Annotated in this window: 21 protein-coding genes and 1 pseudogene; 9 read left to right on the forward strand and 13 right to left on the reverse strand. The window is 62.9% G+C overall.

The window, feature by feature from the left end; translation table 11 throughout:
• Positions 1–18: 18 nt before the first annotated feature.
• Positions 19–2,091, reverse strand: coding sequence for a calcium-binding protein (locus SLW74_RS11565; RefSeq protein ID WP_410928938.1), 2,073 nt, complete (start codon positions 2,089–2,091; stop codon positions 19–21).
• Between the two features lie 390 nt (positions 2,092–2,481).
• Between SLW74_RS11565 and SLW74_RS11570 the strand changes: the two genes are divergently transcribed.
• From SLW74_RS11570 to SLW74_RS11585, 4 genes are read left to right on the forward strand one after another with little or no spacing between them, the layout of a single operon-like run.
• Positions 2,482–3,504 (forward strand): NAD-dependent epimerase, encoded by a 1,023-nt coding sequence (locus tag SLW74_RS11570; RefSeq protein ID WP_410928939.1) that lies wholly within the window; start codon positions 2,482–2,484, stop codon positions 3,502–3,504.
• The gene (locus SLW74_RS11575) at positions 3,504–4,262 is read left to right on the forward strand and encodes a glycosyltransferase family 2 protein (protein WP_410928940.1); all 759 of its coding nucleotides are present in this window, start codon (positions 3,504–3,506) and stop codon (positions 4,260–4,262) included. The genes SLW74_RS11570 and SLW74_RS11575 overlap by 1 nt, the downstream gene beginning before the upstream one ends.
• Positions 4,259–4,537 carry a lipid-A-disaccharide synthase N-terminal domain-containing protein gene (locus SLW74_RS11580; RefSeq protein WP_074885389.1) on the forward strand — a complete coding sequence of 93 codons (279 nt, stop codon included), beginning with the start codon at positions 4,259–4,261 and terminating at the stop codon, positions 4,535–4,537. The genes SLW74_RS11575 and SLW74_RS11580 overlap by 4 nt, the downstream gene beginning before the upstream one ends.
• Before the next feature lie 3 nt (positions 4,538–4,540).
• On the forward strand, positions 4,541–6,052 hold the full coding sequence (locus tag SLW74_RS11585; protein ID WP_410928941.1) for an ArnT family glycosyltransferase: 1,512 nt from the start codon (positions 4,541–4,543) through the stop codon (positions 6,050–6,052).
• A gap of 369 nt (positions 6,053–6,421) precedes the next feature.
• Here the strand turns inward: SLW74_RS11585 and SLW74_RS11590 are convergent, their stop codons facing one another.
• The gene (locus SLW74_RS11590) at positions 6,422–6,622 is read right to left on the reverse strand and encodes a DUF2986 domain-containing protein (protein WP_410928942.1); all 201 of its coding nucleotides are present in this window, start codon (positions 6,620–6,622) and stop codon (positions 6,422–6,424) included.
• A 164-nt stretch (positions 6,623–6,786) separates the two neighbouring features.
• Here SLW74_RS11590 and SLW74_RS11595 point away from each other — a divergent pair, with 164 nt between their 5' ends.
• Both SLW74_RS11595 and SLW74_RS11600 read left to right on the forward strand, forming a co-directional pair.
• A complete protein-coding gene (locus SLW74_RS11595) occupies positions 6,787–7,413 on the forward strand; it encodes a pyridoxamine 5'-phosphate oxidase family protein (protein WP_192130370.1) in 627 nt (208 codons plus the stop codon).
• Between the two features lie 108 nt (positions 7,414–7,521).
• Complete coding sequence (locus SLW74_RS11600; RefSeq protein ID WP_410928943.1) at positions 7,522–8,430, forward strand: LysR family transcriptional regulator; 909 nt, start codon at positions 7,522–7,524, stop codon at positions 8,428–8,430.
• Here SLW74_RS11600 and SLW74_RS11605 read toward each other — a convergent pair.
• From SLW74_RS11605 to SLW74_RS11655, 11 genes and pseudogenes are all read right to left on the reverse strand, one after another.
• Positions 8,416–9,162, reverse strand: coding sequence for a substrate-binding domain-containing protein (locus SLW74_RS11605; protein WP_296310862.1), 747 nt, complete (start codon positions 9,160–9,162; stop codon positions 8,416–8,418). The two genes, SLW74_RS11600 and SLW74_RS11605, sit on opposite strands and share 15 nt — an antisense overlap.
• Before the next feature lie 41 nt (positions 9,163–9,203).
• The gene (locus tag SLW74_RS11610) at positions 9,204–10,502 is read right to left on the reverse strand and encodes an MFS transporter (protein WP_410928944.1); all 1,299 of its coding nucleotides are present in this window, start codon (positions 10,500–10,502) and stop codon (positions 9,204–9,206) included.
• A 191-nt stretch (positions 10,503–10,693) separates the two neighbouring features.
• Positions 10,694–11,569 (reverse strand): hypothetical protein, encoded by an 876-nt coding sequence (locus SLW74_RS11615; protein WP_410928945.1) that lies wholly within the window; start codon positions 11,567–11,569, stop codon positions 10,694–10,696.
• 73 nt (positions 11,570–11,642) lie between these two features.
• On the reverse strand, positions 11,643–11,891 hold the full coding sequence (locus SLW74_RS11620; protein ID WP_296310855.1) for a hypothetical protein: 249 nt from the start codon (positions 11,889–11,891) through the stop codon (positions 11,643–11,645).
• A 32-nt stretch (positions 11,892–11,923) separates the two neighbouring features.
• On the reverse strand, positions 11,924–12,718 hold the full coding sequence (locus SLW74_RS11625) for an NYN domain-containing protein (protein WP_065988923.1): 795 nt from the start codon (positions 12,716–12,718) through the stop codon (positions 11,924–11,926).
• Positions 12,719–12,837: 119 nt separating this feature from the next.
• The gene (locus tag SLW74_RS11630) at positions 12,838–13,767 is read right to left on the reverse strand and encodes a 2-hydroxyacid dehydrogenase (RefSeq protein ID WP_410928946.1); all 930 of its coding nucleotides are present in this window, start codon (positions 13,765–13,767) and stop codon (positions 12,838–12,840) included.
• Positions 13,748–15,112, reverse strand: coding sequence for an MFS transporter (locus tag SLW74_RS11635; RefSeq protein ID WP_065988925.1), 1,365 nt, complete (start codon positions 15,110–15,112; stop codon positions 13,748–13,750). The genes SLW74_RS11630 and SLW74_RS11635 overlap by 20 nt, the downstream gene beginning before the upstream one ends.
• Positions 15,113–15,313: 201 nt before the next feature.
• A complete protein-coding gene (locus tag SLW74_RS11640; RefSeq protein WP_410928947.1) occupies positions 15,314–15,763 on the reverse strand; it encodes a thiol-disulfide oxidoreductase DCC family protein in 450 nt (149 codons plus the stop codon).
• Positions 15,760–16,755: an aldo/keto reductase gene (locus SLW74_RS11645; RefSeq protein WP_410928948.1), complete on the reverse strand. Its 996-nt coding sequence runs from the start codon at positions 16,753–16,755 to the stop codon at positions 15,760–15,762. Before SLW74_RS11645 ends, SLW74_RS11640 begins: the two co-directional genes overlap by 4 nt.
• A 66-nt stretch (positions 16,756–16,821) precedes the next feature.
• Positions 16,822–17,685, reverse strand: a complete 864-nt coding sequence (locus SLW74_RS11650; RefSeq protein WP_410929051.1) for a methyl-accepting chemotaxis protein — start codon at positions 17,683–17,685, stop codon at positions 16,822–16,824.
• A gap of 42 nt (positions 17,686–17,727) precedes the next feature.
• A pseudogene (locus SLW74_RS11655) lies at positions 17,728–18,360 on the reverse strand (methyl-accepting chemotaxis protein); the annotation flags it as partial.
• Positions 18,361–18,740: 380 nt separating this feature from the next.
• On the opposite strand from SLW74_RS11655, the gene SLW74_RS11660 reads away from it, so the two are divergent.
• The 3 genes from SLW74_RS11660 (at position 18,741) to SLW74_RS11670 (ending at position 21,887) form a co-directional block, all read left to right on the forward strand.
• Positions 18,741–19,652: a LysR family transcriptional regulator gene (locus tag SLW74_RS11660; RefSeq protein ID WP_410928949.1), complete on the forward strand. Its 912-nt coding sequence runs from the start codon at positions 18,741–18,743 to the stop codon at positions 19,650–19,652.
• A 106-nt stretch (positions 19,653–19,758) separates the two neighbouring features.
• The gene (locus tag SLW74_RS11665) at positions 19,759–20,952 is read left to right on the forward strand and encodes a CaiB/BaiF CoA transferase family protein (protein ID WP_410928950.1); all 1,194 of its coding nucleotides are present in this window, start codon (positions 19,759–19,761) and stop codon (positions 20,950–20,952) included.
• A complete protein-coding gene (locus tag SLW74_RS11670; protein WP_410928951.1) occupies positions 20,949–21,887 on the forward strand; it encodes a hydroxymethylglutaryl-CoA lyase in 939 nt (312 codons plus the stop codon). The genes SLW74_RS11665 and SLW74_RS11670 overlap by 4 nt, the downstream gene beginning before the upstream one ends.
• Positions 21,888–21,906 lie beyond the last annotated feature (19 nt).

Genomic DNA, 21,906 nt, shown 5'->3' on the forward strand with positions numbered 1-21,906 from the left:
CTCGATGCACCCAGCCTGTCAGCCGAGGGCAACCTCGCTGGTCATGCCCACCAGGGTCACTTCCTCGGCCTGCGCAAAGATCATTTCAGTATTGCCCAAGTCCTGGGTCCAGTCGCCGGTGAGGGCGATTTCGAACCGATGGCCCTGAGCGTCCGCTTCCACATCCTTCAGGTAGGTGCGGTCCAGATCGTGGCTATAGACCATCTTCAGCGTCGTCCCGGTGCCGTCTCCGAAACCCGTGTAGCCCAATGCCGACACGTCGATTTTGTCGTTGTTGTTGGCGAACCGGTCAATCAGGTCCACGAAGCTCTGGGTGTCGGTGCGGTAGCTGTCAGTGGCTGCCGTGTAACGGAACACGTCAGCGTCATTGATGCCGTTGCGGCCGTAGACCGAAAGGTTCGGGTCGTCGCCGCCGCTCAACAGGTCGGCACCCGCGCCGCCGATAATCACATCCGAGCCTCTGCCACCATCGATGCGGTCGTTACCGGCCAGGCCGTAGATGACCTCCGACATGGCGCTCCCCGTGATCACGTCCCTTCCAGCCGTTCCTTCGACGGTGGGGGCGGTGAACACCAGATTGGTGCTGTTCAATTGCCCTGTCAGGTTGCCTTCGAACGCCAGTTCAAAGCGCTGCCCGTCAGCGTTGGCATCGAAACTTTTCAGGTAGGTGCGGGTGCCCTCAGCGTTGGCCTGGATGGCCAGCGTGCCATTGTGGCCGTCGCCAATGCCGGTGAAGCCCAATGCAATCAGGTCTACACGGTCCTGGGAAGCGTCGAAGTCCAGAATCCGGTCACTACCGGTTTCCGTAGCGGTACGGTAGCTGTCGCTGATCTGGCTGAAGCGGAAAATGTCTGCGCCGGTCCCGCCTGCCAGCACGTCACGGCCACCCCCGCCTTGCAGCAGATCGTCACCGCCCAGACCGCGGATGATCTCGGCCGTGTCGTTGCCAAGCAGGTGATTGGCCTCGCTGGAGCCATCCACATGGAATTGACCGTCCTGGCTGCCAAAGGTGGTGTCCAGGCTGCCATCGGCGTTCAGTCGAGTGATGACGTCGCCGGCGATCAGGATTTTGCCATCGGGCTGAACAACCACAGAGTGGGCATAGTTCTTCTCGCCTTGAGGCACCCGAATCGTGAGTTTGCCATCGTCGCTAAAGGAAGTGTCGAAGGAACCATCGGCATTCAGCCGCAGTACGTTGAAGGCGGTGTTGTCATTGCTCTCGCCGGCAATGATGATCTTGCCATCGGCTTGCACGGTCATTGCAGAACGGTAGTCCAGCCCCAGCGCGGTATCGAAGTACACCACGCCGTCCACGCCAAACGCGGTATCCAGGTTGCCGTCGGCTGCAAGTCGCTGAACGGCATAAACCGGATCGCCCGGGTCGTGGGGGCCGTCGGAACCCACGTACAGCCAACTGCCGAGCAATACGCTGCCGTCGGGCTGCACAAGGGTGGCGATATTGCCGGTGCCGTAACGTCCGGCAGGGTTGAGGATAAGCGCGCCTCCGGTACCGAAATCCTCTGCCGGAGCCCCGTTGCTGTCCAGCTTGAACACCACCGCTTGCGAGCTGCCGCGAGCGCTGACGTACACCGAACCGTCGGCTGTGGCGTAAATCGCCATTCCATCGGTGCTGATCGGTACATCAAGTGCTGCGGCGCCGCCTTTGCCGAACGTGGTGTCCGGAGTGCCATCTACGTTGAAGCGTTCGACTTTCAAACCGCCAAGCCCGGGCTGCGCCGACAGGACTTTGCCGTCGGCCTGGACCGCCATCACGTAGTAAGCCTCGTCTTCCGGATCCAGGCTGGCGGGCACAAGGGCAATCCCGTCCTGGCCGAAACTGTTGTCCAGGCTGCCGTCGCTGTTGAGGCGCACCGACGTGAAGCTGCCTCGCGTGCCATAGCTTTCATCGCCGGGCGAGCCGGGATAACCAATGGCGGTCTGGAAGCTTTCGCCGCCGACGATGATCTTGCCGTCAGGCTGGAGAATGACGCTCCAGGTTTGATCGCCCCCCGTGGAGGGGTCCACCTGCACGGTCCCCGGGCCGGTTCTTACGGTGTAATCGATGGTGGGCTTGCGGTCGGTTGAAGCCATGACATTGTCCTTTTGACATGGAACTTGATGGGAATAACGCTCTCGAGTTGACCGTGTGGGCGTCAATAAATGCGATCGAGGCTGCCTGTCGGCGACAAAAATCGTCAGGGCTGCGCTAGAGCCGATGGCCCAACGGCTGTGCGCTTCGCTCGGTCAACGTCTTGATCGCATCACCCGATGTGCCGCTCACCTCATTCACATTGCTTAAATATTGCTGTGACACAGTTTCATGTCGCTTGATCAAGCATCCGACAGCGTCAGACAGCCGTCCCGGTGATTACGGGCGGTGGGCTGGCTCTGTAAAAGGACTCATGAAATGAATGTCACGGTCTCACGCGCAGGATACGCAGCACTTACCCAGGCTCGATGCCGCCGCTGGGCGATAGCGCAATGACGGTTCTGATCACAGGGGTGGCTGGGTTTATCGGCTTTCACATGGCCAGAAAACTGTGCCGCCAGGGCGTTGACGTGGTGGGCATCGACAACCTCAACGATTACTACAGCGTCGACCTCAAGCGTGCCCGGCTCGCACAGCTTGAACACCTCCCAGGCTTTCACTTTCAGCAAATCGACATCATCGACCAAGGCGCATTGCGTGGCCTTTTCAGCGCGTACGGCTTCAGCGAGGTGATTCATCTCGCGGCGCAGGCCGGTGTTCGGTATTCCATCGACCACCCGAGCGTGTACGCCGACGCCAATCTGGTCGGGTTTCTCAACGTCCTTGAAGCCTGCCGGGCCTACCCCGTGAAGCATCTTGTGTACGCGTCCAGCAGCTCGGTGTACGGCGCCAACACCAAGATGCCGTTCGCGGTGGAAGACGCGGTTGAGCAGCCCGTTTCTCTGTACGCCGCAACCAAGCGCGCCAATGAGCTCATGGCCTACAGCTATTCCCATCTGTACCGGATTCCGGCGACAGGCCTGCGGTTTTTTACCGTGTACGGTCCCTGGGGACGGCCGGACATGGCGCTGTTCAAATTCACCCAGGCCATCCTCAATGGCGACCCCATCGATATTTATAACGACGGCGAGATGGCGCGGGATTTCACCTACATCGACGACATCACGGAGTCGATGAGCCGGCTGCTGCCCAGACCGCCGCCGCTCGTGGACAAGATCGCCCCGTGTCAGCTTTTCAACATCGGGCGAGGGCAGCCGGTGAAGCTTCTGGACTTCATTCACTGCCTGGAGTCGGCGCTGGGGATTCAGGCAAAGCGCAACTATCTGCCGCTTCAGCCGGGCGACGTGCTGCAGACCTGGGCCGATGTGTCCGGCCTGGAGAAATGGATCGACTTCAGCCCGCAGGCAGGGGTGGAGCAGGGCGTCGCCGAATTCGTGCGCTGGTATCGCGATTTCTACCCCGGCAAACAGGGCCAACCGGCCAGACAATCAAAACAAGCGACGCGGTGGGCGTGATGAGTGAATCGGTGTTCGTGTCGGTGTTGATCCCGGCAAAAAATGAGGCGCAGAATTTGCCTTCATTGCTCAATGAAGTACGCGCCGCGCTGGCCGGGGTGCGCTATGAGGTGTGGGTGGTCGACGACGGCAGCACCGACGACACGCTGCGCGTCCTGCAGCAGATCAAGGCCGAAGGGTACGAGCCTTTGCGAATCCTGCACAACCGGGTTTCCCTCGGCCAGAGCACGTCGATCTGGCATGCCGCCCACGCCGCGCGCGGTGAGTGGCTGGCAACGCTGGACGGCGACGGCCAGAACGACCCTGCCGATTTGCCCGGCATGCTGGCGCTGGTGCGCGATGCAGGGCAGGGCAACGACCAGAACCCACTTGAGCCACTGACCTTGGTGGCCGGGCACCGCGTCAACCGGCGAGACACTGCGAGCAAGCGCTGGGCGTCCCGTTTCGCCAATGCCTTGCGCAGCCGCCTGCTCAGGGACGCCACGCCGGACACAGGCTGCGGGCTGAAGCTGATCCATCGAGAGGCGTTTCTGCGACTGCCTTATTTCGATCACATGCACCGCTTCATCCCCGCGTTGATCCAGCGCCATCATGGCCGAATGATCGTTCATCCGGTTCACCACCGGCACCGACAGGCCGGCGTTTCCAACTACGGCAATCTGGACCGGGCGCTGGTCGGCATCCTCGACCTGTTCGGCGTCTGGTGGCTGGTGCGCCGCACGCGACTCAATACCCGGCCCGAGGAGATGAACGGATGAATTTCACCCGCGAAGCGCTTTGGCTCACGGTGGGCTTTCTCGGCCAAGCGGTCTTCACCGGCCGTTTCGTCTTGCAGTGGCTGTACAGCGAAATCAAGAAACGCAGCGTGATTCCGGTGGGTTTCTGGTACCTGAGCATTGCTGGCAGCGCGTTGTTGCTGGCCTATGCGATCTACCGCGAAGACCCGGTATTCATCATCGGCCAGTCATTTGGCTTCGTGGTTTACCTGCGCAACCTGCAGCTGATTGCCAAACACAAAGACCTGAAGGAATAGCCGGTGGGACGTGTTCATTCTCCCGCGTGGCAATGCCTGGCGCTGGTGGTGCTGTCGCTGCTGCTGGTCGGCGCCGGCTTTGGCAGCAGGCAGCCGCTGAATGTCGACGAAGAACGTTTTCTGGGCGTAGCGCTGGAGATGCTCCACAGCGGCAGTTGGCTGATCCCCCATCGGGCCGGGGAAATCTATGGTGACAAACCGCCGTTGTTCATGTGGACAGTGGCGTTTTTCACCTGGCTCACCGGTTCGCCGTCGCTGGCACTCTTCATCCCGGGCCTGCTCTCGGCGGCCACCGCCACGGCGGAGTTGTACGACTTGGGCCGGCGCCTCTGGTGCCGCAGGGTAGGGCGCATTGCCGCGCTGCTGTTTCTGGCGACTTACCAGACCTACAGCATCCTGCGCACCGGCCAGATCGACAGCTTGCTGTGCCTGTGGGTCGCGCTGGGCTTCTACGGCATGGTTCGGCATCTTCTGCTGGGGCCGGCGTGGGGCTGGTTCTACCTGGGGTGTCTGGCGATGGGCCTGGGGATCATCAGCAAGGGGGTCGGTTTTCTGCCGGCGCTGATGCTGGTGCCCTACGGCTACGCCGTGCGCAAGCGATGGCCGGGTGTGGCCGTCATGCCGGGGCAGGGGCTTCGCTGGGCGACCGGTTTTCTGCTGGTGCTGGCCGGGTGTGCGGTCTGGGTTGTCCCGCTGCTTGCCACGGTCTGGCTCAAGGGTGGCGCTGACGAAGTGGCGTACCTGAAGGAGATCCTGTTTCGCCAGACCGGTGGCCGCTACGCGTCGGCGTGGGATCACCGCGAACCGTTCTGGTATTTCCTGACCGTCATCCCGCAGTACTGGCTGCCGTTGGTACTGGCGTTGCCGTGGCTTGTGCCCGCCTGGCGTCGCCAACTGCGAAAGCACGACGCCCGGATTTTGCTGTTGCTGGGCTGGGTGGTCCTGGTGGTGCTGTTTTTCTGCCTGAGCACCGGCAAGCGCAAAATCTACATCTTCCCGGCGTTACCCGGCCTGGTGCTGGCCGCTGCGCCGCTGATTCCGTGGCTGCTGCGACGCTGGTTTGGCGATCGCCCGAAAGCCCGCGCCGTGTTTGGCGTGGCGGTGGTGACCTGGTTTTGCCTGTGGTTCGCCCGTGGCTTCGTCGAGCCGTACACCGACGGGCCTAATCCCCACAAGGCCCTCATGGTCGAAGCGGACCGGCTGACTGACGGCGCCGAACTGGTGTTGGTCGGCTGGCGAGAAGGGCATTGGCTGTTCGCGCGCCAGCCGGTGGTGCATTTCGGGTTTGCCGATCAATCCGCCGTCGAGCACGCGGCGCTCTGGCTGCGCACGCATCCATCCGCCTTTGCCCTGGTGCCCGCCGCCGAGGTTGAGCGCTGTTTTGTAGCGGCCAAGGCTCGCCAGTTGGGATCAACGTCGAGGGCCGAGTGGTTGATCGTCGGGCCCGACGCGGATGATGGTCGCTGCCAGCCGCCGGCGCCTGTTCGCGCTTATCGCTTCTCGTGGGGGGACTGAGGCGCTGTAGGCCCGTGGCGCACACGGGCCTGTGTATCGAGAAACGGCAGATCAGAGACTCGATGAATCATTCACACGGCTCAGACACCCGTTGAGGTCCGCAATCAGCCTTGGTCCGGTCGGCACCCAGCCCAGTCGTGCCCGGGGGGTGTTTTTCCAACGCGAGGCGGTATTGATGGCGTACGCACTGGCCTCTTCCCGGCTGAAGCCGGTCCTACTGACACCGCGCGCCCCCGTAGGACCGGCTTTAGCCGGGAAGGCGTCGGCAATCACGCTGCAAAATTGAGGGCGTCGCCGCTGGCCTGTTCCCGGCTGAAGCCGGTCCTACAAGGGGAAGGCGTCGGCAGTGGCGCTGCAAACTGAGGGCGTTCAAACCGCCTCGGAACGGCTGGCCGCTCCAGGCGCGGATTCGGTCGTGGAATCTGAACCGGCTTCAGCATTGGCCTCCGCCGCCAGCTTCAACCGGTCGGCCTTGCTGATGTATATGTCTTTGTTCTTCGGCGCCAGTTTGGCGCTCGCCTTTTTTGCGTTGGCTTTGAGTATCTGGTTGAGTTTCTTGCGACGATTCATGCCTGTTTACCCGGTGTGCAGATGCTGGACGGTGAAAAGGCAGGCAGTGAATCAGATCGCCGGTCAATCTGCCACACGCGTCTGGCACTATTGCCCCGAACGGGCATGAAACGTCACAGCATGCTGAACCTGTCCAGCCACGAAGACATTGCAGAGAGCCCACAATGGACCTTGAAGACAGCTCATACCTGACCACCGTACAGGCACTGGAAGCGGTGTATGGCCCGATCGCGCCGCCGTCCCTGGTCAAGGAAGTCGACCACATCCACCCGGTCTACCGGCCGTTCATCGAAGCGGCGTCCTTCGTGATCCTCGCCTCGTCGGGTGCAGGCGGCCTGGATGCTTCGCCGCGGGGCGATCAGCCGGGCTTCGTACACATCGAAGACAGCAAAACGCTGTATCTGCCGGACCGGCGCGGCAACAACCGCATCGACACCCTGCGCAACATCGTCGAAGACCCGCGCGTCGCACTGCTGTTTCTCGTCCCGGGCGTCGGCGAAACCCTGCGCGTCAACGGCACGGCGCAGATCTCCATCTCGCCGGAGCTGCTGGAGCGTTTTGCCGTGGACGGGAAGCCGCCGAAATCGGTGCTGCGCATCACCGTCACCAGCGTCTATTTCCAGTGCAGCCGAGCGGTGATCAGGGCAGGGCTGTGGGATGCGTCAAAGCAGGTGCCGCGCAGCGCGTTGCCGACAGCGGGGCAGATTCTCAAAGAGGTGTCCCAGGCGGCCATCGACGGCGAGGCGTATGACAAGGCGCTGCCGGGCCGAATCGCCGACACGCTTTACTAAGTCATTCCGTCGAGCCCGGGGCGAGCCGCGCGACTTGCCCCGGGATAGCTCGCCGACAGGTTCCGCTTTACCATTGATGCCCGTCTACGATCAAAGCGACGACATGCCGTGAACATCCACTTCGACCTCAATGACCTCCAGGCTTTTCGTGCGGTGGTTGAAAAGCAGGGCTTTCGCCGGGCGGCCGAGTCCATCCGCATCACCCAGTCGGCGCTGAGCCGTCGCATCGAAAAGCTTGAGTCCGCCCTGGGGGTCAAACTGTTTGAGCGGACCACGCGAAAGGTCTCGCTGACCAACGTCGGGCGGGCGTTCTTGCCACAGGTCGAACGGCTACTGGATGACCTGGACCTGGCCCTGCTCAGCATCGGCGATGGCGGCGCCAACCGCAGGGGCACCCTGACCGTGGCCTGCGTGCCGTCTGCGGCGTACTACTTCCTGCCCCATGCGATCCGCAGCTTTCACGCGCAATACCCGCTGATCAACATCAGACTGATCGACGTGTCGGCCAATGAAGTGAGCGCGGCGGTGGCGTCCGGCGAAGCCGATTTCGGGGTGAGTTTCACCGGCAACCTGGCGCCGGAAATCGAGTTCAGTCCGCTGCTCGAAGAGCACTACGTCGTTGCCTGCCGCCGCGACCATCCGCTGGCCACCCTCGACACCGTCACCTGGGCTCAGGCGTGTGAGCACGAGTGCATTACGCTGGATAAGTCTTCGGGCAATCGCCTGGTGCTGGATCGCGCGCTTTCCGGATTGCAGCCGGGCAGGAACAGCGTTTGCGAAGCGCGGCATGTGACCACGGTGCTGGGGCTGGTCGAGGCGGGGCTGGGCATTGCGGTGGTTCCGTCCATTGCCATGCCAATCTCCGCCCACCCGATTCTGGCGAAAGTGAGGCTGGTGGAGCCGGAGGGGGTCAGGCAGATGGGGGTGCTAAAACGCCGCGGACGCACATTGACGCCCGCGGCACTGGAACTGGAGCAGCGAATTCGCGCGCTGCCCGGGACGTTACCGCGGGACTGAGTCCAGGCCGGTTTCGCGGATGCTGGCCTGCGCGTCGGGGGACGACAGGAACTTGAGCAGTGCCTTCGCTTCCACGGGGTGATCGGCATTTTTCGGAATGCCGGCGGCATAGCGGGTCACCGACTGCACGTCTTCCGGAATCTTGCCGACGAAGGTTACGCCCGGGATCGGCAGCAATTCTGCGACCTGCTGGAAGCCGAGCTGGTAGTCACCCTTGGCCACGACGGAGGCCACCGGAATGCGCTCGATCATCTTGCTTTTGGGCGCCATCTGCGGCTGAACGCCGAGCTTCTTGAAGAGCTCTTTCTCGATGTAGACGCCGCTTGCGCTGTCTGAATAAGCCACTGACTTGGCCGCCAGCAAGGTCTGTTTCAGCTCGGCATCGGTGCCGATGGCCGGTTTGTCGGCGCCGGCCTTCACCACCATGCCGATGCGCGAGTCCGCCAGTTCCACACGCGAGCCGGCGTCGACCTTGCCCTGTTTGATCAAGTCATCCAGGGCGTAGCCCACCATGATCACCACATCCGCGTGCTCGCCGCGACTCAACCGGTTGGGGATGGCTTCCGCCGCTTTACCCATCGACGGGCCAAGCACCGTTTTAAGCGTGTTGCCGCTGTGCTCGGCGTACTCCGGCCCGAGGTGCTGATAGGCCGCAGTAAAGCCGCCCGAGGTCATGACGGTCAGCTCTTCGGCGTGCGCAAGATTGCCGTAGGCGCAGCTGGTCAGCGCCATAACGCAGAGGGGTTTAAGTAAAGAATTCATGACAGGGTCCTTCAAGCAGTGGCGAGTGACTGAGTGGCGAGACGGCGGTACAGCACCAGCGTCGCGGTAAAAGCGCACAGGGCGGCGAAGATCATCCAGTAAGCCGGCGCTGCCTTATCCCCGGTCAGGTGAATGAGCCAGGTCGAAACCGCCGGCGTGAAGCCACCGAAGATCGCTGTCGCCAGGCTGTAGGCGAGGGAGAAACCCGCCACGCGCACCTCGACGGGCATCATTTCGGTGAGCGCCGGAATCATCGCGCCGTTGTAAATGCCGTAGAGAAACGAGAACCACAGCAGCACTTCGAGCATGTGGCCAAAGGTCGGCGCCTGGGCCAGGAATGACAGCGCGGGATACGCCGTGACCAGCGTCAGCAATGACATCGCCAGCAGCAGCGGCTTGCGTCCCAGTCGGTCACTCAGGGCGCCGCCGATGGGCAGCCAGAAGAAGTTCGAGACCCCCACCAGCAGGGTCACGATCAGGGCGTCACTGGTGCTGAGCTGCAGCACCGAGCGGCCGAAGGTCGGTGCGTACACGGTGATCATGTAAAAGGCGGTGGTCGTCATTGCCACCATCAGCATGCCAAGGATCACCACACTGGCGTTGCCGAGGAGGGTTGCGAACACCTCCTTCATCGTCGGGCGGTGTTTGCGCGTGGTGAATTCTGCGGTTTCTTCAAGGCTGCGGCGCAGCAGGAAAATGAACGGAATGATCAGGCAGCCGACGGCAAACGGAATGCGCCAGCCCCACGCCGACAGTTCGGCCGGGGCAAGCCATTGATTGAGCCCGTAACCCAGGGCGGCGGCGACGACGATGGCCACCTGCTGACTGGCCGATTGCCAACTGGCGTAGAAACCCTTGCGCCCCGGCGTTGCCATTTCGGCGAGGTAGACGGACACGCCGCCCATCTCTGCGCCGGCGGAGAATCCCTGCAGCAGCCGTCCGAGCAAGACCAGCGCCGGTGCCCAGAGGCCGATCGTGGCATAACCCGGCACCAGGACAATCAGCAACGTGCCGCTGGCCATGATCGCCAGCGTCACGATCAGGCCGCGACGGCGGCCGACATCATCGATGTACGCGCCCAGCAGCACGGCGCCCAGGGGTCGCATCAGGAAGCCTGCACCGAACACAGCGAAGGTCATCATCAACGAGGCGAATTCGTTGCTGGCGGGGAAGAAGGCGGAGGCGATCTGGGTGGCGTAGAAGCCGAAGAGGAAGAAGTCGAACTGTTCAAGAAAGTTTCCGGAGGTGACCCGGAAGACCATTCCTGCCCTGGACTTCCCGGAGGAGGTCTGGCTTGGCGGCTGATGCATGTTGTTCTCCAGCGTTTTTTTTGAGTTTGTAAGCGCTTGTAACTGGAGATTCTGTGGCAATTTTCAGACGACGATAATCGTTATTTTTTCATCCTTTGATGCATGAATCAGATCAATGGAAAGGCCTTGGCGTTTCCCGACAGGCCATGGAAACGTCGGCAGCCGTGAGCCACGGCCGCCGACAGGAACCGCTAGCTGGCTTGGGTGCCTTTCAGCATCAGTTCTTTAACATCGGGCTGAACCTGATTCACCGCGCCCAGATACTCGATCAACTCGGCTGCCCGACTGCCGCGCAATCCGGCGGTGGTCAGCGACTTGTCGCGCACGTAGGTGTAGAGCCCGGAGACGGCGAACGTCTTGAGCTGGGCGATGTGCTTCGACTGTTCAGGCAGGGTGTTCTGGAACACGTCGCTCTGGAAGAAACGACGACGCGCCAGTGGCGAGGTGAACGCGATTTCCAGCACGGCCAATTCGGCGCGCGCCGGGTTGGCGAAGTGCGCGACGTTGGGCGCAGGTGGGTGCTGGCCATCGTTCTCGAAGGGGTCGCACAGGTGCAGACAAACCTTGACCACGTCGTCGGCCGCCGCCAGCAGCGGCCCCAGGTCTGACTTCAGGTACGCGTGCAGCTGCGCCAGGGTCTCCCGCGGGCTGAAATGGATGTGAATCCGGTCAAAGGTGTCGGTGCCGTTGAACCGCTCATCCGCCAGCGCGTTGGTCAGGGTCAGCGAGCCTTCAGGCAGGGCGTAGGCCAGGGTTTCGTCGAACATGTTCTGCTCGTCCGAGAACAGGATCGGGCTGGCCTCCTGAAACAGCTTCTGGTCAGCGGCGGACTCGAAACCGATCTCCACGCCACCGTCCAGTTCGTAATCCTGGATCTCGCTGATGCCATCGGCGAGGGGCCACAGGTGCGCATCCTGCTGCCGGGAAAAGTGGTGCTGGATGTACAAGCCAAGGCCCGGAAGCCGCGAGCACAGCGGGCCGTGGACGTCACGCCAGTAATGAGCGAATACGTCGTGGGGCACGCGCTCTCGGCGTTTGACGGTCGTGTAGCTGTTGATCTCGATCATGGGGCACCTGTCAGTCGGGAAATGTTCAGTCGTAGTGATCGGATGCAGGTGCCGCCGCAGGGTTCAACGCGTTTTACCGGACGTCATCGCTCGCCGCCTGGGTGACGCGAATGTCCGTCAGCCCGAGCTGGCTGGCCTGTTCGATGATTTCATCCGGTTCTGCATCGGCATTGGGCATGATCAGGCTGTTTTCGCTGTCGCCGAAATGCAGCTCAAGCAGGTGCATCGCGGCGTCGGACGCTGACAACGCTGGCTGATTCAGCTCGAAGCGATGGGTGCGGTGTTGGTCTTTGAAGCGATAGTCAACTGAGAAAACGGGCATGGAGGGCTCCATAAATGAAACAGGCTGATGGGTTATTTACCGTTTTGTCTGTGCCGGACGTACATCACCGCCGTGCCACTGGACGCGGGTCTGGCCTGCAGCTCGAAGGCTTGCGGGTAGCCCTTGATCAGGTCGCTGAGCTTTCTGTACCCATGGGTGCGCGGGTCGAATTCCGGTCGCAGCTTGGTGATGTTGGTGCCCAGGGCGCCTAGCTGCACCCAGCCGTCTTCGTCGGCAATGTCGTCGAGGATTTTCGCGATGAAACTGATGGGCGCTTTGGGACGCTTCTGGGTGTCCGCGGCCGCGGGTTTTGCCACGTCCGACTGCGCGGGCGCGTCGAGCGGCTGCTCTGTGCTGGCGGCAGCGATCACCTCTTCGCGGAGCAGTTCGATGTAGATGAATTTGTCGCAGGCCGCCACGAACGGCCGGGGCGTTTTCTCTTCTCCGAAGCCAATCACGGTCAGGCCTTCTTCGCGCAGTCGCGAGGCCAGGCGGGTGAAGTCGCTGTCGCTGGAGACCAGGCAAAAGCCGTCGAAGCGCCGCGTGTACAGCAGGTCCATGGCGTCGATGATCAGCGAGCTGTCGGTGGCGTTCTTGCCTTTGGTGTAGGCGAATTGCTGGATAGGCTGGATCGAGTGATCCAGCAGGACCTTTTTCCAGCCGCCGAGCTGCGGCCCGGTCCAGTCGCCGTAGATGCGCTTGACGCTGGCAACGCCATATTTGGCGATTTCTTCGAACAGACCTTCGACGATGGCGGCGGGGGCGTTGTCCGCATCAATGAGAACGGCGAGGTGCTTTTGTGCGTGGCTGGAGGGGTGCGTGGCCATGGATCTTCCTTGGCAGGGGAAAGCCACACCATACCTCCAAATCCTCACTGCCAACAGGCAACGAATTCCGTCTTCTGCGACTCGGTTCTTTCATTCAGCCAGGCGCAGGCAGCATCGGCTTATTCCGGCACGGGCGTGGGCAAGTCTGCGCCGCTGTGCCAGGCGTGGAGGTTGGCCATGACCAGATCGGACATCGCCTGCCGGGTGTCCCACGTGGCGCTGGCCATGTGCGGGGTGAGCAAGGCGTTGTCCAGATCCACAAGCGCAGCGATGGGGTGCGGCTCGTCTTCGTAGACGTCCAGCGCCGCGCCGGCCAGACGACCCTCGGCGAGGACCCGGGCGAGGGCGGTTTCATCGACCACGCTGCCACGGCCGACGTTGATCAGATACCCCTTCGGGCCCAAGGCATCCAGCACCTTGGCGTCCACCAGATGATGGGTGCTGGCGCCGCCGCCGACTGCGACGACGAGAAAATCCACCGCAGCGGCCAGTTCGAGGGCTGACGGGTAGTACGTGAACCCGACGTCCTGAGGCCGCCGCCCGGTGTAGGCGATCGACATATCGAAGCCTTGGGCGCGGCGGGCGATGGCGGCGCCAATGCGACCGAGGCCAATGATGCCCAGGCGCGCCCGGCTGACCTTGCGGCTGAAAGCGATGGGGCCATTTGCCCAGGCGCCCGAGCGGGTAAAACGGTCGGCCACCCGCAGGTTGCGGGCGATGCCCAGCATCAAGGCCATGGCGAAATCGGCGACGTCTTCGGTGAGCACGTCGGGGGTGTGGGTGACGCGGATGCCACGCTCCCGCGCCGCCGACATATCAACGCCGTCGTAGCCCACGCCAAACACGACGATGACTTCCAGCGCAGGGAGGCTGGCGATCAACTGACGGCTGACCGTGGATTCGCCATTGGCGACCATGGCGCGGATGTCGGCGGTCGATTCGCCGACGCCGGTGCCGTTTTGATCGGCGTCCACCACGTCGTAGGTCGCGTTCAGCGCGTCATCGAGCATGGCCGGCAAGCGGGCGATTTTAAGGAGCCTTGGCTTCATTTAAACCTCTTGGGACAGGAGCAGCAGCGGGGGGAGTTGCGCGGGCGGTGACAGGTGCGGCACGCGGCGAACGGGCCAGGAACAGTCCCAGCACACCGCCGGCCAACAAGGCTGCAGAGACCAGCAGCAGGGCGTAGTCGTAGCTTTGCGTGGCGTCCTTTATCCAGCCCATGACGGGCGGCAGGCCAAGGCCGGCGATGTTGGCGATGGAGTTGATCAGTGCGATGGACGCCGCGGCCGCAGCGCCCGACAGGTATTCGGTGGTGGTCGCCCAGAACACCGGCGTGGCGGCCCAGTTCAGACCGACCGCCAGCACCAGCAAGGCGTACGCCAGCCAAGGGTTGCTGGTCCACACCGCCAGCGCCAGCAGCACCCCGGCGGCCATCAGCGGCAGCGCCAAGTGCCAGCCGCGCTCGCCCTTGCGGTCGGAATGGGTGCCATTGAAGTACATGAACACGCAGGCGAACAGGAAGGGCAGCGCGGACATGACGCTGACGGTGAACGATTCCTGGCCGGACACCGATTTGACGATCAGCGGCAGGAACAGCGTGATGCCGATGGTGCCGAACGCCTGCAACAGCCAGAACAGGCTCAGCAGCCAGACCTGACGGCTGCGGAATGCGGTCTGCCAGGCGGCGTGGTGGGAGATCGGCGAGTTCGCTTGCTCGGCCGCGATGGTGCGGCTCAGCCAGTCTTTCTGATCGTCTTGCAGCCAGTGGGTGGTCTGCGGCGAGTCCGGCAGGTAGCGCAACACGACAATGCCGAGGATCACCGCCGGCAGGCCTTCCAGCAGAAACAGCCAGCGCCAGCCGCTGACGCCGAAATACCCGTCCAGGTGCAGAAACGCGCCCGACAGCGGCAGGCCGATCACCGACGCCAGCGCGGCGCCAATGTAGAAGAACGACATGGCTTTGGCCCGATCGGTCTTCGGGTACCACTGCGACAGGTAGTAAATGATCCCCGGCGTGAAACCGGCCTCTGCGGCGCCCAGCAACAGGCGCATGCCGTACAGCTGATTGGCGCTCTGCACAAACGCCATGCCCGCCGCGACGATGCCCCAGGTGATCATGATCCGCGCAATCCAACGCCGCGCGCCGACCCGTGTGAGGATGACGCTGCTGGGGACTTCAAGAAGGATGTACGTCAGAAAGAACAGGCCTACGCCGATGCCATACATGCGAGCGGTCAGGCCCAGCTCGGCATTCATCTGCAACGCGGCGACGGAAATGTTCGACTTGTCGATGTACGCGACCATGTACAGCAGCATCAGGAAGGGGATCAACTTGAGGTTGAGGCGCTTCATGGTGCTGGCGTGCAGGCCCGAATCCAGAGATGGCGTGGGCATGGGACTTCCTGTTGTTTTTATAGTGGCTATGAGGAGCGAAGAGGTTTCACCATAGACGACATATTCTGAGATCTCAATATGTGATTGTCTGTCCCATATAGTGGAACTTTTCCGAGTGAGACTGACTAGAGCTCTAGAGCCATGCCCAAGACGTGTGGGGGTGAGCTTGCTCACGAAGACGGCATTTCAGCCGCTGAAGAGTTAGCGGTCGTTGAGGGCGTTCTGGTTCAAGAAACGGCCGCGATGATCCGCGGCAGGCAAGCGACAGGCGTCATAACGGCCAAACAGTTTGTAGCGGTTCAGCGCGATCTTGTCGTACAGCCAGTCCCGCAAAACCCTTGGGAAAACCCGCGCGATGAGCAGCCAGTGCCATCGGGCGGGGAGGTGGGCGAGGATCTTGAACATTGCGTCCGAGCGGACGTAAAAACGGTCATTCTCCACCAGCACGATGGTGTTGAACTGATCCTGGGGCAACCCCGCCCATTTCAGCAGCGCCTGACCCTCGGGCGACTGCACCGCCGCGAGCGTCAGCCGCTGCTCGTGGTCCTGGCTGATGATGAAGGTCGCCCAGCGATTGCACAGCTTGCAGGTGCCGTCGAACAGCACGACGGCCCGGCCGGTGGCAAGCCCGGAATTGCCGTCGGGCTTCACGCGAAGCCCGTGACAGCGTGGGGAACGTAGGGCGCTTCAAGGCGTTTTACCTCATCATCGCTGAGCACCAGATCCAGCGCCGCGATCGCATCGTCCAGATGGTGCGGCTTGGAGGCGCCGACGATCGGTGCCGACACGCCACGCTGGGCCAACACCCACGCCAACGCGACTTGCGCCATGGGCACGCCGCGCTCGCTGGCAATCTGCTCGACCACATCGATGACGCGGCCATCTTCGGCTTCCGTTGCCTCGTAAAACGACTGGCCGGAGATGTCGGTCTTGGTGCGTCCAGTCTGCTGGCCGTGGGGCCGTGTGAGCCTGCCGCGGGCCATCGGGCTCCACGGCATCAGGCCGACGCCCTGATCCAGGCACAGCGGAATCATCTCGCGCTGTTCTTCGCGATACACCAGATTCAGGTAGTTCTGCATCGACACAAAGCGGCTCCAGCCATGGGCCGTCGCCACCTGCTGAGCCTTGGCGAACTGCCAGGCGAACATCGACGACGCGCCGATGTAACGCGCCTTGCCGGCCCGCACCACGTCATGCAGCGCTTCCATGGTTTCTTCGATGGGGGTGTGATAATCCCAGCGATGAATCTGGTACAGGTCAACGTAGTCGGTGCCCAGCCGCGTCAGGCTGGCGTCGATGTTGGCCATGATGGCTTTCCTCGACAGGCCCTGTTCGTTGGGCCGCTTGGAGCCTTCCCACATGTTGGCCGGAAAAAACACCTTGGTCGCGATGACGGTTTCTTCGCGACGGGTGAATTCTTTCAACAGCTTGCCGACGATGACTTCCGAGGTGCCTGCCGAATAGCTGTTGGCCGTGTCGAAGAAGTTGATGCCTTGCTCGACCGCGTGCTTGATGATCGGCCGGCTGGCGTTCTCATCCAGCGTCCACGGGTGCGTGCCGGCGTCTGGCTCGCCAAACGTCATGCACCCCAGGCACAGCCTCGACACGTCCAGTCCCGTGGAACCCAGCTTCACAAACTTCATGCTTTACCTCCGAAATCGTCTGATGCCGCAAACAGGCGGCTCAGTGGTGCGATTCCGTCGGTGCCATTAAGTTCTGAATTGCATCACCAGACCGTTCAGGCCCACCGCCAGTTGCGACAGCTCGTTGCTCGCCGCCGAGGTCTGATGGGCGCCGGCAGACGTCTGCAGCGACAGGTCGCGGATGCTGGTCAGGTTGCGATCAACTTCCCGCGCGACCTGGGCCTGTTGTTCCGTGGCCGTCGCAATGCTGACGTTGCGCTCATTGATCAACACGATGGCGGTTTTGATGTCGGCGAGGGCACGACCGGCGGCACCGGCGACGTCCAGGCTGACCCGGGCGCGCTCGCTGCTCTGACCCATGGCGGTGACCGCCTTGTGGGTGCCGCCCTGAATCGAGTCGATCATCTTTTCGATCTCGGCGGTGGACTGCTGGGTGCGGTGCGCCAGGGCGCGGACTTCGTCGGCCACCACCGCGAAGCCACGTCCGGCTTCGCCTGCACGGGCGGCTTCGATGGCCGCGTTGAGGGCGAGCAGGTTGGTCTGATCGGCGATGCCGCGAATCACGTCCAGCACGCCGCTGATGTTCTGCACCTGGCCGGCCAGCCCATTGATCTCGTCCGCGGTGCTGCCGACCGAGTCGTGCAGCGCGTTGATCGCCGAAATAGTTTCGTTGACCCGCAGGCGACCCTGTTCCGCCGAGTCGCTGGAATCCCGCGCGGCTGTCGAGGCCAGGGAGGCGTTGTGGGCGACTTCTTCCACCGCCGCGCTCATCTGATTGATGGCCGTGGCGGCCTGATTGATTTCGTCGTTCTGACGCTGAACCCCGCGCAGGGATTCTTCGGTCACCGCGGTCATTTCTTCCGAGGTCGACGCCAGCTGATTGGACGAGTGGCCCAGCTCCGAAAGCGTGTGGCGCAGGTTCTGCTGCATCACCGACAGTGCTTGCAGCAGGCGGCCCGGCTCGTCGGAACCGTCCACTTGAATCGGCTTGCTCAGGTCATTGGCAGCGATGTTTTCCGCGACGGCCAGGGCTTTGGCGATCGGCGCGACCAGGCTGCGGGTGAACAGTGCCGCCAGGGCAAGGGTGGCGACCAGCGCGACCACGATGGCGGCGATGATGACCTCGCGGGCCTGGGCGTAACTTTCATTTGCCGCGACATTTGAGTCCTGCATTTTCTGGTTGCCGAGGTCGGCGATGGTCGCGATGTCCTTGGCGAGTGCGTCTGCCGCGCGGGTCTGTTCACCGGACGGCTCGGTCAGCGAGGCGACAACGTCATCACGCTTCTGCGCCACGGCGTCGAGAAAACGCGCGTGCACGGCGAGGTAGGCCTGCATGTCGCGCTCCATCTGCGCGTAGGCACTCAAACCACGCTCACTGATCAAGAGGGTTTTCAGGCGTTTGGTATCGCGCTCGAGGTCAGCGCGGCCCTGGCTGACGCGTTTCATGGCCGAGTCGGTGCTGGCGGCGCTCTGCGCAGCGCGCAGGCTGGTGTTGCCGAGGCGGATGGTCAGCAGATCATTTTTGATATCGGCGATGGCGAGGAGGGTGGGGAGTACGTTGTCCTGCAGTGCGTCCCGGGCATCTTTGAGCTTGGACGATTGCATCAGTGAGAACAGTCCGACGGCGGAGATCAACACGGCGAAAAAGCCGAAGCAGATCAGGGAGCGGGGAGCGGGGAGCGATGTTGAGGCGTCTGAGGTTCATGTCGGGGCTGTCCATAAAAATAGAAATCACCGGTATATCGACCTGAATCGGTTCAGCTTGATAGTGGATTACTACTGGCACACCACGGATCCCTGGTAGGACTGGTTTTAGCCGGGAAGGCGTCGGATGTCACGCCGCAAAATGGTTGGCGAACGTGCTGGCCACTTCCCGGCTGAAGCCAGTCCTACAGACGACGCGAGCATCCATTAGGACCGGCTTCAGCCATCCCCGTCCGACAACCCGTGTATTCTTTCGGCCGGACCTTGATCGAGTACGTCCCATGCTCCACAAAAACCTCATCCGTCGTCTCGACCTGATCACCCTGAAGCTGTTCGTGGCGGTGTACGAAGAAGGCACGCTGACCCGGGCGGCGGCGCGCGAGGCGATTGCCGTGTCGGCCGCCAGCAAGCGGCTGATGGAGCTGGAAGAAGTGCTCGGCATCGGCCTGTTCCTGCGCAATGCCAAAGGCATGCTGTTGACGGCCGCCGGCGAGACGATGCTGCACCACGCCCGGCGCATGCTCTCCGATCTGGAAAAAATGGGCCTTGAACTCGACGAGCACCTCCAGGGCATGCGCGGTTATGTGCGCATGCTGGCCAACCTCTCGGCCATCATTCAGTTCTTGCCGGAAGACCTGCACGCCTTTGTCGCCAGCCATGAGCTGGTCAAAGTCGATCTTGAAGAGCGGCCCAGCAACGGCGTCGTGCAGGGACTGGTCGACGGTGTCGCGGACATCGGCATCTGCTCTGAAGACATCGATGTTCAGGGGCTCCACAGCGCACCGTATCGCCGCGACGAACTGGTCGTTGTGATGCGTGACGATCACCCGCTCGCCGGGCTGCAGCAGGTGGCCTTCGAAGACACCCTCGGCAGCGACTACATCGGTCTGCACGCCGCCAGCTCCATCAACATGCGCACCCAGAACGCTGCGCGCGCTCACGGCCGACCGCTGCGGGTGCGCATTCATGTGCCGGGCTTCGACGCCATGTGCCGGATGGTCCAGGCCGACATGGGCATCGGCGTGCTGCCGCGCAAGGCGTTCGACCTGCTCGGCCCGTCCCTGGGCCTCAAGGCCGTGGGCCTGAGCGATGCCTGGGCCCGGCGCACACTGATTCTGGTGGTCCGCGACACCGCGGCGCTGTCGCCGGTCAGCCAGTTGCTGTTCGAGCACCTGCACAGCCACGACCGCTAAGCCTTCGCGTTTCGCGAACGGTCGTTGCCCACTGACGGTTGGATTTGCTGAACCGCGTTCCTCTAGTCTGGGCGCCAAATTCCAAGAAAGACTCGAGGTAACCGCTATGACAGGCCCCCTTCAAGGCGTGCGCGTCATTGAAATCGGCACGCTGATCGCTGCTCCCTTCGCCGCCCGCCTGCTGGGCGAGTTCGGTGCCGAAGTGATCAAAATCGAATCCATGGGGCAGGGCGATCCGCTTCGTAAATGGCGAAAGCTGCACGAAGGCACTTCGCTGTGGTGGTACCTGCAGTCGCGCAACAAGAAATCCCTTTCGCTGAACCTCAAATCGCCCGAAGGCATCGACATCGTCAAGCGGCTGGCTCAAAGCGCGGACGTGTTGATCGAAAACCTGCGGCCCGGTGCGCTGGAAAAACTGGGGCTGGGCTGGGACGTGCTCCACGCGTTGAACCCCAAACTCACCCTCGTGCGCATTTCCGGCTACGGTCAGTCCGGGCCGTACCGCGATCGCCCCGGCTTCGGCGCCATCGGCGAAGCCATGGGCGGCATCCGCTACACCACCGGCACCCCCGGCTCGCCACCGGCGCGGGTCGGGGTCAGCCTGGGCGATTCGCTGGCCTCGATGCACGCGGTGATGGGCGCGCTGATGTCGCTGTTGCGGGTCAAGACCGGCCAGGGCGACGGCCAGGTGGTCGATGTGTCCCTGGCCGAAAGCGTGTTCAACGTCATGGAAAGCCTGGTGCCGGAATACGACATGCTCGGCCACGTCCGTGAACGCAGTGGCGGCGCGCTGCCGGGCATTGCGCCGTCCAACACCTACCCGACCGCCGACGGCGCCTACGTGGTCATCGCCGGCAACAGCGACCCGATCTTCAAACGCCTGATGCAGACCATTGGCCGCGCCGATTTGGCCGAAGCCCCCGAGTTCGCCCACAACGACGGCCGCGCCGCCCAGAGCGACAGGCTCGATGGGGCGATCAGTGCGTGGTCGTCTGCCTTGCCCATTGACGAGGTACTCAAGGCGCTGGAGCAGGCGGAGGTGCCGGCGGGACGGATCTATAACGTCGCGGACATCGTCGCCGACCCGCATTACCAGGCGCGCGGGATGATTCTTGACGCCGATCTGCCGGGCGGGGCCACGGTGAAGATGCCAGGCATCGTGCCGAAACTCTCGGAAACCCCAGGCTCGGTGAACTGGCAAGGCCCCGCGCTCGGGCAGCACACCGACAGCGTGCTCGGCGAGCTGGGCATGAGCGCCGCCGACATTGCCCAACTCAAGCACAGCGGGGTGGTGCAATGATCACCGACTTCTCCCAGCGCCTGATCGTGCAGGAGGTGTCGCCGCGCGACGGTTTGCAGATCGAGCCGACGTGGGTGGACACCGCTGACAAGATCGCCTTGATCGACCAGCTTTCTCTCGCCGGTTTCAGCCGCATCGAAGCCGGTTCTTTTGTTTCCCCCAAAGCCATTCCTGCCTTGCGTGACGGGGATGAGGTGTTCCGTGGCATCCGGCGCCAGCCCGGCGTGACCTACGTCGCCTTGATTCCCAACCTGCGCGGTGCCCAGCGGGCCCTCGACGCAGGTGCCGATGAGCTGAATCTGGTGATGTCCGCCAGCCAGACCCACAACCGCGCGAACATGCGCATGGGCTGCGAACAGTCCCTGGCGGCCTTCGCCGACGTGGTCTCGCTGGCGTCGGGCACAGGCCTGAGCCTGAACGGCTCCATCGCCACCACGTTCGGTTGCCCGTTCGAGGGCCGCATCGATGAAGACCGGGTGCTGGAAATTGTCGATGCCTATCTGGCATTGGGCATGCACGGCATCTCCCTGGCCGACACCACCGGCATGGCCAACCCCCGTCAGGTGTTTGCGCTGGTGCAGCGGGTGCTGAGCCGTGTCCCGGCATCGGCGCTCACGCTGCATTTTCACAACACTCGCGGGCTGGGGCTGAGCAATGTGCTGGCGGCTTACGAAGCGGGGGCGCGGCGGTTTGATGCATCGCTGGGCGGGCTCGGTGGCTGCCCGTTTGCACCGGGCGCCTCGGGCAATATCTGCACCGAGGACCTGGTGAATCTGTGCGATGAAATGGGCATCGAGACGGGCATCGATTTGCCACATCTGCTCACGCTGTCCCGCCGTTTACCGGCCCTGCTGGGCCATGAAATGCCGGGGCAGGTCGCCAAGGCCGGACGCAACCGTGATCTGCACCCGGCGCCGGAAAACCTGCCCGGTTAGCGCGCCACCCGTACCGGTT

It is taken from the genome of Pseudomonas sp. W5-36 (assembly GCF_046540455.1).
Classification (GTDB): Bacteria; Pseudomonadota; Gammaproteobacteria; order Pseudomonadales; family Pseudomonadaceae; genus Aquipseudomonas; species Aquipseudomonas graminis_B.